The sequence below is a fragment of the Gilvimarinus polysaccharolyticus genome (assembly GCF_001187555.1).
Classification (GTDB): domain Bacteria; phylum Pseudomonadota; class Gammaproteobacteria; order Pseudomonadales; family Cellvibrionaceae; genus Gilvimarinus; species Gilvimarinus polysaccharolyticus.
This window is the reverse complement of record NZ_LFIJ01000002.1, coordinates 934,439-950,368: the sequence shown is the minus strand read 5'-3', so window position 1 is coordinate 950,368 and position 15,930 is coordinate 934,439. Positions and strand designations below refer to the sequence as shown.

General features: G+C 49.6%; 10 protein-coding genes and 2 pseudogenes. 6 read left to right on the top strand and 6 right to left on the bottom strand.

Annotated features, from left to right (window positions below):
* The first annotated feature begins 123 nt into the window (after positions 1-123).
* Both glnL and glnG read left to right on the top strand, forming a co-directional pair.
* On the top strand, positions 124-1,227 hold the full coding sequence (gene glnL, locus GILYN3_RS12725; RefSeq protein WP_049723339.1) for a nitrogen regulation protein NR(II): 1,104 nt from the start codon (positions 124-126) through the stop codon (positions 1,225-1,227).
* Positions 1,214-2,644, top strand: a complete 1,431-nt coding sequence (glnG, locus tag GILYN3_RS12720; protein ID WP_049723338.1) for a nitrogen regulation protein NR(I) — start codon at positions 1,214-1,216, stop codon at positions 2,642-2,644. Before glnL ends, glnG begins: the two co-directional genes overlap by 14 nt.
* 43 nt (positions 2,645-2,687) lie before the next feature.
* Here glnG and GILYN3_RS12715 read toward each other — a convergent pair whose 3' ends face one another.
* The 3 genes from GILYN3_RS12715 to GILYN3_RS12705 form a co-directional block, all read right to left on the bottom strand.
* Positions 2,688-3,167 carry a GNAT family N-acetyltransferase gene (locus tag GILYN3_RS12715; protein ID WP_049723337.1) on the bottom strand — a complete coding sequence of 160 codons (480 nt, stop codon included), beginning with the start codon at positions 3,165-3,167 and terminating at the stop codon, positions 2,688-2,690.
* Positions 3,164-3,409: a DUF2164 domain-containing protein gene (locus GILYN3_RS12710; protein WP_232305587.1), complete on the bottom strand. Its 246-nt coding sequence runs from the start codon at positions 3,407-3,409 to the stop codon at positions 3,164-3,166. Before GILYN3_RS12710 ends, GILYN3_RS12715 begins: the two co-directional genes overlap by 4 nt.
* 157 nt (positions 3,410-3,566) lie before the next feature.
* Positions 3,567-4,898, bottom strand: coding sequence for an OmpP1/FadL family transporter (locus GILYN3_RS12705; protein ID WP_049723336.1), 1,332 nt, complete (start codon positions 4,896-4,898; stop codon positions 3,567-3,569).
* Between the two features lie 565 nt (positions 4,899-5,463).
* Here GILYN3_RS12705 and GILYN3_RS12700 point away from each other — a divergent pair.
* Entirely contained in the window at positions 5,464-5,874 is a 411-nt protein-coding gene (locus GILYN3_RS12700; protein WP_049723335.1) for a Dabb family protein, read from the top strand.
* A 127-nt stretch (positions 5,875-6,001) separates the two neighbouring features.
* Positions 6,002-6,535: a peroxiredoxin-like family protein gene (locus tag GILYN3_RS12695; RefSeq protein ID WP_049723334.1), complete on the top strand. Its 534-nt coding sequence runs from the start codon at positions 6,002-6,004 to the stop codon at positions 6,533-6,535.
* A 165-nt stretch (positions 6,536-6,700) separates the two neighbouring features.
* Here GILYN3_RS12695 and GILYN3_RS12690 read toward each other — a convergent pair whose 3' ends face one another.
* The 3 genes from GILYN3_RS12690 to GILYN3_RS12680 form a co-directional block, all read right to left on the bottom strand.
* The gene (locus GILYN3_RS12690; protein WP_049723333.1) at positions 6,701-8,470 is read right to left on the bottom strand and encodes an SLC13 family permease; all 1,770 of its coding nucleotides are present in this window, start codon (positions 8,468-8,470) and stop codon (positions 6,701-6,703) included.
* 334 nt (positions 8,471-8,804) lie between these two features.
* Positions 8,805-9,785 (bottom strand): leucine-rich repeat domain-containing protein, encoded by a 981-nt coding sequence (locus tag GILYN3_RS12685; RefSeq protein ID WP_049723951.1) that lies wholly within the window; start codon positions 9,783-9,785, stop codon positions 8,805-8,807.
* Between the two features lie 183 nt (positions 9,786-9,968).
* A complete protein-coding gene (locus tag GILYN3_RS12680) occupies positions 9,969-12,950 on the bottom strand; it encodes a TonB-dependent receptor (RefSeq protein ID WP_049723332.1) in 2,982 nt (993 codons plus the stop codon).
* A gap of 1,199 nt (positions 12,951-14,149) precedes the next feature.
* On the opposite strand from GILYN3_RS12680, the pseudogene GILYN3_RS16900 reads away from it, so the two are divergent.
* Both GILYN3_RS16900 and GILYN3_RS12670 read left to right on the top strand, forming a co-directional pair.
* Positions 14,150-14,500: pseudogene (locus GILYN3_RS16900) on the top strand (cellulose binding domain-containing protein); the annotation flags it as partial.
* 18 nt (positions 14,501-14,518) lie between these two features.
* Positions 14,519-15,844 (top strand): annotated as a pseudogene (locus GILYN3_RS12670) (endo-1,4-beta-xylanase); the annotation flags it as partial.
* Positions 15,845-15,930 lie beyond the last annotated feature (86 nt).

Below are 15,930 nucleotides of genomic sequence, written 5' to 3'. Positions count from 1 at the left end.
TACGCAAAACGCCCACTGATTGGGCATTTGCGCTTTGGTTCGGTATTTGCAGTCTAATTTGATACAGGCTTATTTTATTACAGCCACCACCACTGCAAGGCAGCTTACGGAGCATCAACCGCGGTGACAAACCAAGACACGCACAAGCCATTACTGGATAGCTTAAGCACCGCCATCATTTTGCTTGATAGCCGGCTACGGCTGTGCCACATGAACCCTGCCGCCGAAGCCCTGTTATCGATCAGCAGTGAGCGCTGCCAGGGTGAGTTAATTACACACTTTTTTCACGAATCCGCGAGCACCGCCGAACAGCTGTTGCAAGCCGCGCACAATGCCGACCACTACACCAAGCGCCACGCCAAGTGGCAACTGCTAAACGGCGAGCAGATCACGGTTGACTACACCGTGACGCCCTTTGCCGATAACGACGGCTTAGTAATTGAAATCTTGCCGATCGATCGATTGCTGCGGATCTCGCGCGAAGAGATGATGGCCGCCAGCCAAACAACCACCCGCGGACTGATTCGCGGGATGGCACATGAAATTAAAAACCCACTAGGTGGTATACGCGGCGCAGCGCAGCTTTTGGCGCGCGAACTACCCGGCGACACCTTCAGTGAATACACCAATATCATCATTGATGAGGCTGATCGGCTGCGCAATTTGGTCGATCGCATGCTTGGCCCCAACCAGTTGCCCCAACAAAGTGATTTAAATATTCACGAAGTGTTGGAGCGGGTCGCGACAATTATCCAGGCAGAAAGCGACAACGCGATTAAGATTGTGCGCGACTACGACCCGAGTATCCCCGACATGCTCGGCGATAAAGAGATGCTTATTCAGGCGCTGCTTAATGTCGCCCGCAATGCAATGCAAGCGATGCTCGAGAGCCACACGCAAGCTCCCAGCCTGACGTTGCGCACTCGCGTACGGCGCCAATTTACCATCGGCCGGCAGCACCATCCGCTAGTAATTCATATAGATGTTATCGACAACGGGCCCGGCATTCCGGCCGAGATCGTCAAACAAATTTTTTACCCCATGATCTCGGGCCGCGCTAAAGGTACTGGCTTGGGACTAACAATTTCACAACACCTAATTCATCAACATCAAGGCTTAATCGAGTGCCATAACGAGTCTAACGAAACCCGTTTTTCTCTGTTTTTACCCATCGCCTCGGCCGCCATTAAAACGCCCCACATGAGACCCCCCAATGCAGAAAGCTAATCGTGTTTGGATTGTTGACGACGATCGTTCTATTCGCTGGGTGCTAGAGAAGGCCCTACAGGGTGCCGGTATAGAAACCCGTACCTTCGACTCTGGCGATGCCGCACTCAGCCAACTCGGGCGCGATTTACCCGACGCCATTGTCAGTGATATTCGTATGCCTGGGGTCGACGGCTTAGGATTGCTGTCCAACCTACACAGCAATCACCCCACGGTGCCAGTCATTATTATGACGGCTCACTCCGACCTAGACAGCGCCGTCGCCGCGTATCAAGGGGGAGCGTTCGAATACCTACCCAAACCCTTTGATGTCGATGAAGCTGTTGCCGTTGTCCAGCGTGCATTAACCCATGCCGAAGAGCAAAGATCCGAGCGCAGCCAACCTCATGCGCTAGAAATCGATACCGAAATCATCGGTGAAGCGCCGGCCATGCAAGAGGTGTTTCGAGCAATTGGCCGCTTATCGCAATCTAACATTACGGTATTAATTAATGGCGAATCGGGTACCGGTAAAGAGTTAGTCGCGCGCGCGCTGCATCGCCACAGCCCGCGACGCAACGCACCGTTTATCGCTCTTAATATGGCGGCAATTCCAAAAGATTTAATGGAGTCTGAGTTATTTGGCCACGAAAAAGGGGCATTTACCGGTGCCGCTACCCAGCGCCAAGGCCGCTTTGAGCAAGCCAACCATGGCACTTTATTTTTAGATGAAATCGGCGATATGCCAGCTGATACGCAAACACGCTTATTGCGAGTATTGGCCGATGGTGAATTTTATCGGGTGGGCGGCCACACACCGGTAAAAGTAGATGTGCGTATTATTGCCGCTACGCACCAAGACCTAGAGAATCTAGTAGCCGAGAACTCATTTCGTGAAGATTTGTTTCATCGCCTTAACGTCATTCGGATTCATATCCCCAAGCTCGCACAGCGCCGTGAAGACATCCCCAAGCTGGCGCAGTTTTTTTTGCAAAAAGCCGCTGGCGAGCTAAACGTAGACACCAAGACTTTATTGCCCGAAGCCGAACATTTTTTATGTGGTCTAGCTTGGCCGGGTAACGTGCGACAACTAGAGAACACTTGCCGCTGGATCACCGTTATGGCCTCTGGTCGCGAGGTACACACAGAGGATTTGCCACCAGAGCTGACAGAAAACAAAACAGACGGTAAAGCCAGTCATGCCACGGACGATTGGGAGCAAGCATTACGCCACTGGGCAAGCCAAGCATTGGCACGCGGCCACCACCAGCTGCTCAGTGAAGCCGTGCCAACCTTTGAAAAAGCGCTGATTGAAACCACACTTAAATACACCGCTGGGCGCAAGCGCGACGCCGCCAACCTATTAGGCTGGGGCCGCAACACGCTAACACGCAAGCTTAAAGAACTAGGCATGACTGATACGGATGAAACACCGTAAGAAACGTGTAACCGAGATATCCCGCTAAAGCGTAAAAAAGCTTTTAACTCAGCGGTTTTTCCCAGAACAGTGCCTGCCCCATGGCAGGTTTTAGTTCGTAGCCAGAAAAACCAAATTTTTGGTACACACGTGCCGCGACTGCATTACCGGGCAAAACCTCGAGCGTTAACTTACAACAATCGCTCTGGCGGGCGATCTCCTCTAGCGCTTGCAGCAAAACCAAACCAATGCCACGCCCACGATATTCTGCAAGCACGGCGATGTCGTGAATATTTACTAACGGTTTGCAAGCAAAAGTAGAAAAACCTTCAAATCCGTTCAGCAAACCCACCGGTGTTACGCCACAGTAAGCAAGCAAACTAATGCCGTCTCGTTTAGCTAATTCGGTTACCAAGTTTTCTCGGGTATAACGACTCAGCGGCTGCTCGCCACCCATTGGATCGCGAGCATAAGCATCCAACAACATAACGATATTGTTGGCATCCGTCTCGCTGCGGTAATCAGCTCGGCGCACTGTGATCATCGCTTAAAATCCGTTACTTTTTCAATCTCATAAATAGCCTCAGAGACACTTTCCATTCTATCTGCCAGCACGGCTTGGGCATCGTATAAACCGCGATTATAAAAATACGGGCCAACCTCTTTCGAGAAAAAATCCAACAGAAATTGAGCATCAAAGCTGCCAATATCTTGCTCTAACTCATCCGAAAAATAACGCTGTATTTTATTCACCAAAATAGCTTGCTCTTCAGGAGAAAACTTCACCTACCTCATCCTCTTAGCGTATTACCGATATAACTGAAATCACCTGCACCTTTGCCACACTAAAATTTGCCACAGGCTCCCATATATTACCCATAAAAAACGCCGAGCCTTACTGGATCTTTCCAGTAAGGCTCGGCGCGACTTAACAAATTACAGCTTAGAAACTCCAGTTTATCTGAGCACCAAAGATATCTACACTGCTGTCAAAGGAGCCAGCAAGCACTGCAGAGGTGCCAATAGCCGTGGTCGACTCTTCACGTAACGATGCATCATCAATAAGTAAATGAGTGTAACCAAAGTCCATAGACATTTGATCTGACAGTTTCCAATTGGCACCAAGGCTCAACCAAGTGCGGTCAGCATCGGGGATACGCGCGCTAACGTGTACTGGGTTGGTTTGTGGCGATTCGTCTATGGCAACCCCTGCGCGCCAAGTCCAAGTGCCGGTATCTATACTGGTACCTAAGGCGTAACGCATTGTGTCGTCATACTGTAAGTCGAGCTCGTCAACCTGCGCACCATTGCCCGTGTTAATTACCGCAATATTCTGAATGCTGCTCCAACTGGTTTTGGCGATATCGGCATGTAATGCCCAGCCGTCCGTCACATATTGCGTAACACTTAAGGTTAGGGTGTCAGGCATACTAACGTCTGCTTCAATATCGCCGCTTAACGCGCTTAGACCGCCGGCGCATAAACTGCCCGTAGTGGGAGCCGGTGGTGCACCGGTAGGATAACCTGCCCCTGGGCTACAGGCGGCGTTCAATTCAAATGTGGCATCGCCATCAAGCGTAAACTCACCACCTTCACGCCACACTAAACCTATGCTGGTGCTGTCTGACGGTGTAACAAGTAGACTTAAATCGAGTACAAAACCATCATCATCGCCTTTAATTTGTGCGCTACTGTCAGTCGCCGGGCTTGGCGCTACGCCAAGCGTAGAATCGACCTGGCTTTGCAGGTCTGCCTCAATGGTTTGATAGTTTACGCCAGCCGCTACGGCTATAAAATCACTGATCGCCCACGAGGCAGTAGCATTAATATTAACCACTTGCAGCTCGCTATAGGTGGCGGAGTAACGGCCTACCCACTCATCATTGAAGCTACTGGCCAGCCCGTACGGTGCGTTAATACCAAAACCCACGGCGAGTTTATCGCCCAAAGGGACTACCGCATAAAGGTTGGGAATAACACCAAGCTCATCAGTAGTATCGCCCTCGCCGGAATAGCTCGACCCCTCGTTATTAAACTGAGCATCAGTCGCGACAAAGTTAATACCCGCAGTTAGCGAGACCTTGTCCAGCTTAGACATACCAGCGGGGTTAAAGTAGACGGTACTGGCATCGATAATATCCGAGCCGGTACCCGCAAAAGCTTTACCCAGATGCGAGGGGCTTTGTTCTAACAGCTGGAAGGACGCACCATGGGCAAATAATGGGGTAAAAGCTAAAGTTGTGGCCAATAACGTTTTATTAAATTTATTAGACATATGTGACTCCTCTGCGTCGGCCGAGCGACGAAATAAGGTTGCGAGCAACTACCAATTGGCAGAGTAATAATATACTCAGCTGAGCAACCAACGGCAAAGGGTTTACACCCTTTAAGTATCAATAGCACAGTTGCCGAAGCACTGCGAGCCGTTATCGACTAACGTGCTGTAGTAAGCCTAGCAGAAGCACACTAAAAAACAGCCCCCATAACAAAAATTCACGAACACCTCACAATGAGTCGCCACTGAAGCTAAAAAGCTGACACTAATACGCTTTTGTTAGCTCGATTGCGCCTCCATAACAAAACCGTTATTCAGATGTTCTGATGATTTGGCTATAGCGCACGTGACAGCATGCCTAAAGCCCACGCAGGGGTTAGATGGGCGACATCAACGCTTAACCAGTACCGCCGTAAGTGTTTAAGCGGGTGCAATGGTCTGGGGAGCGGCCTTGGCAGAGCAACATAAGCGACAGGCAAAGAACTGTTAAACCTCTGTGCAACGCTGCCCAAAGCGCTGTTGTTTGCTACTATTGCGGCAAACAACACCCTAAATGGAGAGCACCATGAGCGATTCATCCCGCCGCCAGTTTCTTGCAGGCGCCGCCACTCTAAGCGCGGCCGCCGCCGTAGGCACGGCCCAAGCAGGCCAAATCTGTAGCGATCTGCCCCCTGTCGTACATAAAGTGTACTTTTGGTTAAAAAACCCCACCTCGACCGAAGATCGCGACCAATTGATTGCCGGCCTAAAAACCTTGGGCGCAATTAGCACAGTGCAGGGCATTCACGTCGGTGTGCCCGCCTCGACCGAGCAGCGTGACGTGGTCGATAACAGCTACCAAGTGTCAGAGCTGCTGCTGTTTGCCAACGCCGCCGACCAAGACGCCTATCAAATCGACCCCATTCATTTAAAGTTTGTCGAGCAGTGCAGCCACCTGTGGAGCAAAGTTGTCGTGTACGACTCAATCGCCGTATAAGCATTTTTGCGACTAAGCGCTCAACTCAATAAGCCGACTTTTAAGTCGGCTTATTTATTGCTGTATCTCATAGCGTTGGGCACATTGCTCAGCCAACTCATTCTTTCTAAGCAGTATGGAGATCCCTATGACATCCAGCAAAATATCCGCCGCCGCTGTTTTTCCAGCACTTACGGTTAAAGATAGCGCCAACAACGAGGTTTTTCTCGGTCAACGCAACTCCGATTCAAGCTGGAAAATGGTGGTGATATACCGCGGCAAGCACTGTCCGATTTGTACAAAATACTTAAATCAGCTCGAAGATTACAAACAGCGATTAGCAGAGATTAACGTGGAGTTGGTAGCCGTCTCGGCTGATAGCGCCAAGCAATTGCAAGAACATCAGCAAAAGCTCTCGGTATCTTACCCGCTTTATTATGGGCTTAATGTCGAGCAAATGCAGAGCTTGGGCCTGTATATCTCCGAGCCACGCTCCGAGCAAGAAACCGATCACCCGTTCGCCGAACCAGCCCTATTTGTGATTAACGGTGAAGGCCGGATTCAAATTGTGGATATCGCCAACGCGCCTTTCTCGCGGCCGGCGCCAGAGACGCTAGTTTCGGGGCTTGAATTTATTCGCGACCCCGCCAATGATTACCCGATACGTGGCACTTATTGTTAATTTGCCACAAAGGTTAGACCAGCGGGGCTAGCCTTGCATAACCTCTTAGCGATAGGCGCTTAACTTTTATTGCTAAGAGCCTATCGCCCCCTTAAAGCTTTTGCCAATCACCTTCTGGGCGCGCCAGTACTCACCCCATCTATACCAATCAGTACTGCGGCCTTATTAAAGTGCCAGCTGCCAACCCAGCGATAACACTAAAACCGTGGTGGCCCCCACCAGCATGCTCATCGGTACACCCACTTTTAAAAAATCGGTAAAACGGTAACCACCGGGGCCATACACCATCAGGTTAGTCTGATAACCCAGCGGGGTACTAAAGCTGGCCGAGGCCGCCATCATCGTTGCCAAGATAAACGGCTCGGGGTTAAGCGCGGCTTTTTGCGTCAGCTCCAACACCACCGGCAACATCAAAATCGCGGCCGCATTGTTAGTAATAGACTCCGTTAGCAACCACACTGCCACATACGTTAAAAACAGCAGTAATACCGGATGCCCCAGCCCCGCCACCAGCAAGCCATCGGCTAACCACTGCGCCACACCGGTTTTGTACATCGCATTACCCAGCGCAAACGATGCGGCAATAGTCAGTAGTACCGTTGGGTCGAGACTTTTTTGTGCCTGTTGCGCCGAGCAACAACCGGTAACCATCATCGCAGCCGCACCCAACAGAGCCGCATTAAGCATACTCATCAGCCCAAACGCCGCCGCCAGCACGATGATCAACAAAATACCCCAGGACAAATACGCCCGCTGATGGCGTGGCTGCTCGGTGCCCAAATCGCTAATCAACAGAAAGTCTTTGTTGTATTTTTGCCGGCTGACAAACGCCGGCCGCGCCTCAAGTAACAGCGTATCCCCCGGCTTAAGTTTGATTGTGCCCAAGTTGCCCGGCAAACGCTCACCGTTACGCGCCACCGCCAGCACCGCCGCGCCGTAACGCTCACGAAACTGAGCATCGCGCACCGTTTGGTTAATGCAAAAGCTATGAGGCGAAATAACCGCCTCAACCAAGCGCCGTTCGCGGTGCTCGCGGGCCAAGGTCGGCTCGCCATCGGTGGAGGGCACAATACCTTTAATGCGTAACACCTCAGAGATCGCTTCGGTATTGCCAGCAAACACTAAACGATCACCGCCTTGCAGCAGCTCCTCGGAGCTTACCGCCGGTACAATGGCGCCGCCGCGTTCGATCTCGATCAAATAAATTTGCTTAAAATTACGCAGGCCCGCCTCTTCTACCGTTTGTCCCACCAACGGGCCATCGGAAGCCACCGCTACCTCTAAGGTAAATTCGCGGACATTGCCAAACATGGCTTTTTCTTGTCGATCGGGCAGGCTTTTAGGAAACACAAAGTAAATAAACAACATGCCCACAATCACCACAGGCAAGCCCACCACGGTAATCGAAAATAACGAAAATCCGGCATTACCGGTTAACTCTTGATACTGGCCATTGACTACCAAATTAGTACTGGTGCCAATCAGAGTTAACGTACCGCCCAAGATGGCCGAGTAGCTTAGCGGGATCATCAGCTTAGAGGCGGGAATATCAATCTGCCGCGCCCAAGCACGCACAGCCGGAATCATAGTAGCCACAACTGGCGTATTGTTTAAAAAAGCGCTGAGCAGTGCCACCGGAATACCAATACGCATTTGCGCGGCGCGCACGCTTTTTGGGTGGCGCAAGACGTTTTTGACCAATAAATCAACACCGCCCGAGCTATGAATACCCGCAGCAACCACAAACATAGCCGCCACCGTCAACACCCCGTGGTTGCTAAAACCGGCAAATGCCTCTGTCGCGGTCAAGACTCCTGTGGCGCTCAGAATGATCAGCACCGCCATCATCACCAAGTGCGCGGCAATACGAGTAAAGATCAGTACCGCCAATGCACCAACCGCCAAACCCAGCGACAACAACGCCTGCCATTCCATTTATTCAAACCCAATTACTGACAATAAGGCGGCGAGGATACCGAAACTTAAGGAGCAGGGAAAATAGTGATTTCGACTAGGGTTATAACTGGTTTGTATAAGTGGGGGGGATTGAGTGCGCGCTACAGAGCGTCTTAGCATCACCACTAAGAGAAAACCCTCACCGCAGAGTAAGAAGTAGGGTTATCTACAATGCGGTGTGGGCGAGGCAAGGTGGTAGCGACATCGAATGCCCGGCTCACCGGACAAATTTTTGCTGGTGGCTTCTGTGCGTTTTTTGCACAAAATATGACCACAAAAACTTGTCGCTGTTTAAGCTTAATGCGAGACGCTTCTAATCTTGAGCAATCGCTTTATAACTGTTCGAGAAATTTTCAGGTAACACGATATGTCCGGCCTCTAAAACCGTTCCGTCGCTTGCCTTCCAGCGTACCGCAGCGTCGGCCTCACCCCCTTGCGGTAAGGCAAAGCGTTCAAAATCACTATTAATTTTAAACGTATCTTCCCCTATAAACGCAACTCCAGCCGGCAAATCCACATGGGTTAAACGGTTGGCAAGAAAAGCTTTATGGCCAATAGACTTAAGTCCTGCAGGTAACTCTAGGTTCGTTAAGCGATTATCCCGAAATGCACTGTCTTCAATGACTTTAATCCCCGCTGGAAAATCCACACTTGTCAGAAAGTTTACATTGAACGCGCTATGCTCAATGGTCGTAAGCCCGGCGGGCAAAACCAAACGGATGATACGGTTATTCTGAAACGCAAATTCACCAATAGCTGTAACCCCTGCCGGTAAGTCAACAACGATAAGGCTATTATCCCGAAATGCACTGTCCCCAACGGAGGTGAGTCCAGCGGGCCATCTCACACGAATAACACTGTTCGTTGCAAAAGCCCATTTCTCAATCGTCGTAATACCTTCCGGAAAAACCACATGGGTTATTCTATTGAACTCGAAAGCGCCCGCACCAATAAAGGTAAGACTATCGGGAAAATCCACTGTGGTTAAACGATTATTCTGAAAAGCAAACTCGCCAATGGAAGTAAGCCCTGCAGGAAGCTTGACACTGGTTAGACTTTTATCTTGAAAAACATTATCCCCAATACCTTTGACTACCTGACCATCAAGCATCTTGGAGATAACAATATCCGGTCGATAATTATCTCCATCGGCGTTAGTAAGTATCGAGGAGGTAACAATCCCATTCACCACCGTCACATCATTATCTGTAAGGCTATAAGGTGTTTTCGCCTTAACATTAACCGCAAGAGCACAAAAAACAATTGCGCTCAATATAACTCTAGCCATTTTCATTTCTATGATCTCCGAGCGTTCGGCATCCATATACGGATAAGAATATCGTCCAGGCGCATATCGCACATACCCGAGGAAATTTTTCGCCATTAAACACGGCTTAATATCACTCGGAAAAAACGTTACACAACCTGAACGAGTTTTACTTATCGTTTAGTAATTTAAAATAATCGCCTTAACTTGTTACCAGCGATAGCTCACACCAAACGTGATGCGGCGATCGGTAAGCCCTTGGAAACACAATAATGAACCTTCGTTGACACAAGATTGTTCAACCTTTGATTCAGTTAAATTAACCGCTTCCAAACCAACATTGAGGTGATCTGTCACATCGTAACCGATGCTGGCATTAAGCTGTCCCCTGTCTTCCTGCACCACAGGAAAACCCATTGGGTAGTTAAAGGTACTGCCAAAATCTTCTGAACGGTAAGCTTCTCGCCAGGTGTAACGCATACGGGTTGAAAGGCCATACTTTTCATAATAAACCGTAATGTTATAAGCGTTTTCAGATAAGTCTATCAATGACTGGTTGGCTGAAACGTCAATACCATCTATACCAGTCGATGCGGCAAAGATTGCATTAGCGCGACTTGTAGCCGTATCAACGGCTTCACCTCCGGAGAATTCCTGGAAGGTATAGTTAGCCAAAATACCAAATCCTGATGCCCAGCCTAAAGTATCTTCAAATTGTGATAGATCATATTGCGCGGCTACCTCAATACCTTTCTGTGTGGTTTCGCCAGCATCATTGATAGTGGTTGACCAAGGAACACATACACCGACACCGACAGGGCCAAATACGTTGATATCCGCAATGGGGTTCCAAATACCGCCGTCTTCACACTCAGGACCAACAATATCTCGATAACCAGTATCTGGGTCTTCGTAAGGATCATTTTGCTGACTGACGTGTAAATTTTTGCGCGTTTTATGAAAGTAACCGATACTTAAAACACTTGCCTCGGCAAAATACCATTCTGCGGAAATATCAAATGACGTTACTTCTTCAGGCACTAAACCCGGATTACCCACTGAAATAGGGGGGTTAGGGCTGGTTGGATACGTAACAGACGTTGACAGGTCATTAAAATCAGGGCGACGAATATCTTTACCCCAACCGGCGCGCAACACTAAATCGTCGGTTAAATCCGCAACCAGGTTTAGCCTTGGCAAAAAAAAGTCATAATCACCCACAGTGGTAACCTGTGAAACAGTAGGATTACCATTGGCATCTGTCGTGCTTGAATTACCAGTCGATGCGACTTCAGTTTCCAAATAGCGAACGCCGAAGTTACCGCGAAGGTATTGGGTAGAAAAGTTTGCCTGCGCATAAATAGCATTTGTGGTTTCTTCGATATCAAAGAAAGCATCGACTTCCGACGTGGGGGCGGTAACCGGTATTGAACCTCCGTGAGCGGTAACGGCAGCGTTAAGTATGCTAAGTACGTTATCCTGATCGCTGGCAATCATTTCTGGGTTGATCATCAAAAAATCTTTGACAAATAAATCCCGACCATCCGCGTCACCAAAATTATCCGGCCCGGCGGTAAGAAGCTCCGCAAAAAGATCACCACGCGGGCTGTCATCATAGTTTCTCAGGCTGACATTGGCACGAATCTGATCTGTCATACTGGAGGCCACACTGTGGCGATAACCAAAATCAAGCGTAGTGAAGACCGACCAATCTAAATCGTAAATAAAGTCAGCACGAAAAGCATCTTCTGTATTTTCAATGATATCGCGAGCGGTATCGACGGAACGCAGCATATAATTAGCTGGGTTCATCATATCTTCAGCGCTAGGAGAATTTATTTCGTCAAATGCAATACCAAAGGCTAATGATCCACCGGTTAAGTCATATTCGAATGGGGTTCCATTTTCGTTGGAAGAGTTAACCGCAGCGTTGGGGTTAATAAAATTAAGGGTTGTGTTTACTTGTGGTTTTGTAGAGTTAGACGTCGAAGACGACAATTCCACCGTGGCTTGTAATTTTTCAAATTGCCATTCACCACCCAGCCTAAATATTTCGCTCTTAGTCACGCGTGAGATGGTGTCACCGGCAAAACGTAAATTTGGATCAGCACCGCCCTCCTCAACCGGAATAACCCCTTTAACGGCAGCTTGAATACTACCAAGGTCTTGACCGTCTAAGCTGCCAAAGTCTACCGTTTCAAATTCACTCGGCACGGCTATCCCAATAAGATCACTCACACCCGACGCCTGCACGGCTACACTTTCTGCATAGCGTTCTTGATCATTGACGATGGCATCAAAATAAAATTTTGTATTATCGCTTGGCTCCCACTCCAATGAGCCCGCTAGATTCACTGTTTCATATTCGAAGTTATCGTAATCTTGGTTAAGGAATTGAATGCCTAAAAAATCAAAATCTTGAGCGTTGGGGCTACCGCCATCTGAGGTGACGACGTTGTCACGGTCAACCCGAGGGCGGAAAGCGGTAACGTCTTGCTCTGCATAACTACCACTGATAACAACACCGAAGTTACCCGCACTAGTTTCCCAGTTGTCTCCGTAAGTTCCCGAGAACCTAGGCGTCATGCCTTCATCAGAAAGACTACTTGACTCACCCTGTACTCTAACCGCCGCTAAGGTTTCAGTTAACTGCAGTGGTCGAATCGTTCTTAAATTAATTGTGCCGCCCACAGAGCCTTCAATGGTTTTAGCATCAGGCGCCTTCGTCACCTCAACCGCAGAGATAAGACTTGCTGAAACATCGTCAAAGTCGATACCACTGCGACCTGCACCCGAGCCCACGGTCGACACGCCATTAATCTCGGTCCGGTTTGCGTTAGTACCCCGGATCTGTACCCCAGTACCCACACCTGCGGTTCGGGTAATCTGGATGCCAGTGACATTCTCAAGTACCTCAGCTAAGTTCTGATCCGGCAACTTGCCAATATCAACGGCCTGAATCACCTCAACTAAGTTGCTCGACTCGCGTTTCTTTGCCAGCGCATTGGTTAACGAACTGCGCATACCGGTAACGACAACTTCCTCTAGTTTATTCTCTGCTGGCGAGGTTTTAGCGTTCTGGGCTAATACAGATGGCGCCACTAAAGCGGCAATTAAGGCGGTACTGCAAATCAAAGGGCGGGACCGATGACTCTGCAATACTGTGTTGATTTTATTTAATTTTGTTTTCATGAACACCCCTTTCACGGCGCGATGCCGTATTGGTTTTTTATATAAATTAATAGCGCTGAAGCAAGAGCAACCTATAAAACGTTTTACTAAACCGTTCTACTAAACCGATTTATCTACAAGCTATCAGGTATTAAAGGGATGTCAAGATCAAATATCGGCAGGCTGATTGATATTAACTATAAGAATCTGGCAACCAAATAGCCTAAGGACATCAAGAGAAGTTAGCCCTAAACCTGCCCGCATAACCCTCACACCGGTAATTCAGTGGCCTGACGACTTACCGCCTACCTCTGGGTTAGGGCCGACGCCTCCGACCTGCTGAGATCAGAAACATCTCCAAAGCAACGCCCTCGCTGAATAGGTTTGGCAGGGATGAGTACTGACTCGCGCACGGAACAATACCCAGAGAAAATAGCCGCAGTAGTCGTTACCAAGTGGTTACCCAGTAAACCGAGAAAGGTTTCAAAAGCAACGGAACCGGAAGCGTCTCGGCATACCGAAAAAAGTAACATTCGCCCGACGAAGAACAAGGCAACGCCAACCCGGCAAGGTATTTTGTTTTCGGCGTCATCGCCGAGCTTTTACTTTTAGTGTTTGGGCGGCGGAGGGCTAAAGAGCAGAGGTGACGTGCAGCACACACGCAAACTTGATACCCACAAAAACGCGCGTGCGGCTCTGTTAATAATATTTATATAATGTGCGCAACAAATCTGGGCAGTCTTTACCTTTCACAGTCAAACTATAATCAGACTAAAAAGAGCAAAGTACGCAGCGGTTTTTTAGAGTTGCTATCGCTTCTTTTACTGTCGCTTTTTTCCTTTCTGCTCAGACAGCTTGTAATCGCTGTTGGGGCCACGACTAGCTGCCGCGCCCCAGACTTACCTTTAAGCATCCACAGAATAAGATAATCCATTACATATTTCGAATAACACAATGCTTTCGTGACACACGGCACAAACTCAAAAACAAAGACAAAGTGCATCTCATCTGACTTAAGTTCAAATTGACAATAAGGGTCGGCCACACTTAAATCTACGCCACTGCTCGCTAACCAGCAGCCAAATAACCAATCAATATTTGTTATTCATTATTTTTCAAAACTTAAAGGATGTATCGCGACATCGGTTAGCACTTAACCCTGTTCCAAGATTGAAAAGGAACAACTCAAAGCCAATAACGATTCTTACAGGAGTTCCGCAATGAGAAACCCAACACGACTCAAGCTGTTTTTTGCAGCCACCTCACTCATCTCCGCCAGTGCAGCGCACGCTATAACCGATGGTGCTGGCGAAGCCACGCTCAACGTCTCCAATCAATGGGGCTCCGGTTACTGTGCCAATGTCACCATTGCCAACAATGGCGACGCAAATATTTCCGACTGGAGCGTAGGCCTTAACCTGAATGGCTCTAACATCACCAACTTATGGAACGGCAACCTTAGCGGCACCAATGTAACGCCCGCGCCCCACAACGCCAGTATCGCAGCGGGTAACGATACTAACTTTGGTTTCTGCGCCAATGGCAGTGCCACTCCTAGCCTAGCAAGCTTAGAGGTACAGGGCGGCGGCTCTGGTAGCTCCAGCTCAAACTCAAGCAGTTCGAGTAGCTCTAGCAGCTCGTCCAGCGACAGTGGCAGCAACAGCATTACCGTGCGCATGAGCGGTGTGACTGGCGACGAAAGTGTCAGCTTAGAAATTGGCGGGCAAACCATCGAAACTTGGACTCTAAGCATCGGCATGCTGGACTACACCGTCAACACTAACGCGAGCGGCGAACTGCGCGTTGCCTTTACCAACGACTCCGGTGAGCGCGACGTACAAGTAGATTATGTGATGGTCAACAACGTCACCCATCAAGCCGAAGACCAGCAGGACAACACCGGTGCCTATGATGGAGAATGTGGCGCGGGCTCTTACTCCGAAATGCTGCACTGCAACGGCTCTATCGGTTTTGGTAACCCATTCGATGGCAGCTCGTCGTCAAGCTCTAGCAGCAACTCATCAAGCTCCAGCAGCTCTTCAAGCAACAACGGCAACCCCGACTTCCCAGAATTTTTTGTGGGCAATATCACCACCAACGGCAGCGTCAGATCGGACTTTACCCAATACTGGGATCAGATCAGCCCCGAAAACGAAGGCAAATGGGGCTCTGTAGAGGGCACCCGCGACCAGTACAACTGGGGCCCGCTGGATGACATTTACGACTACGCACGCGCCAGCGGTATTCCCGTAAAAGCACACGTACTCGTGTGGGGCAGCCAACGTCCAGGCTGGATCGACGGGCTGAGTGCAGCCGAGCAGCGCGCCGAAATCGAAGAGTGGATCCGCGACTACTGTGAGCGCTACCCAGATACTGCAATGATTGACGTGGTAAACGAGGCCCTACCCTCGCACGCCCCGGCCAACTACGCAGCCAACGCCTTTGGCAGCGACTGGATTACCGAATCCTTCCGTCTGGCGCGCGAGCACTGTCCAAACGCCGTTCTCATTTACAACGACTTTAACTTTCTGACTTGGGATACCGATGCCATCATCGACATGATCCGCCCAGCCGTTAATTCCGGTTACGTCGATGCTCTGGGGCTGCAGGCCCACGGCCTTTACAACCCCCGGCCCTGGACTGCACAGGAGATCGCAGACAAGCTAGACCAGATCGCCGAACTGGGCCTGCCGTTATACATCTCTGAATACGACATTCAGGAATCCAACGACCAGCTGCAACTGGAGTACATGCAGCGTCACTTCCCGATCTTTTACAACCACCCAGACGTAGCCGGCATTACCCTCTGGGGCTATGTGGTTGGCGCCACCTGGCGCGACGGCACCGGCCTGATAACCAGCAATGGGCAACAGCGCCCCGCCATGCAGTGGTTAATGGAGTATTTGGACCGATAGGAATGTATTCACGCTAAAACGGGAAAGGAAGCCCACCTTAAAGCCCTGCCAACGCAGGGCTTTTTTATGTCTGTGATTTACTGCGA

Excerpts from the sequence above, each read along its gene's own strand:
- GILYN3_RS12695 (WP_049723334.1), top strand. The coding sequence starts at position 6,002 with ATGACATCCAGCAAAATATCCGCCGCCGCTGTTTTTCCAGCACTTACG.
- GILYN3_RS12685 (WP_049723951.1), bottom strand. The coding sequence starts at position 9,785 with ATGAAAATGGCTAGAGTTATATTGAGCGCAATTGTTTTTTGTGCTCTT.
- GILYN3_RS12680 (WP_049723332.1), bottom strand. The coding sequence starts at position 12,950 with ATGAAAACAAAATTAAATAAAATCAACACAGTATTGCAGAGTCATCGG.
- glnG (WP_049723338.1), top strand. The coding sequence starts at position 1,214 with ATGCAGAAAGCTAATCGTGTTTGGATTGTTGACGACGATCGTTCTATT.
- GILYN3_RS12700 (WP_049723335.1), top strand. The coding sequence starts at position 5,464 with ATGAGCGATTCATCCCGCCGCCAGTTTCTTGCAGGCGCCGCCACTCTA.
- GILYN3_RS12705 (WP_049723336.1), bottom strand. The coding sequence starts at position 4,898 with ATGTCTAATAAATTTAATAAAACGTTATTGGCCACAACTTTAGCTTTT.
- GILYN3_RS12690 (WP_049723333.1), bottom strand. The coding sequence starts at position 8,470 with ATGGAATGGCAGGCGTTGTTGTCGCTGGGTTTGGCGGTTGGTGCATTG.
- GILYN3_RS12715 (WP_049723337.1), bottom strand. The coding sequence starts at position 3,167 with ATGATCACAGTGCGCCGAGCTGATTACCGCAGCGAGACGGATGCCAAC.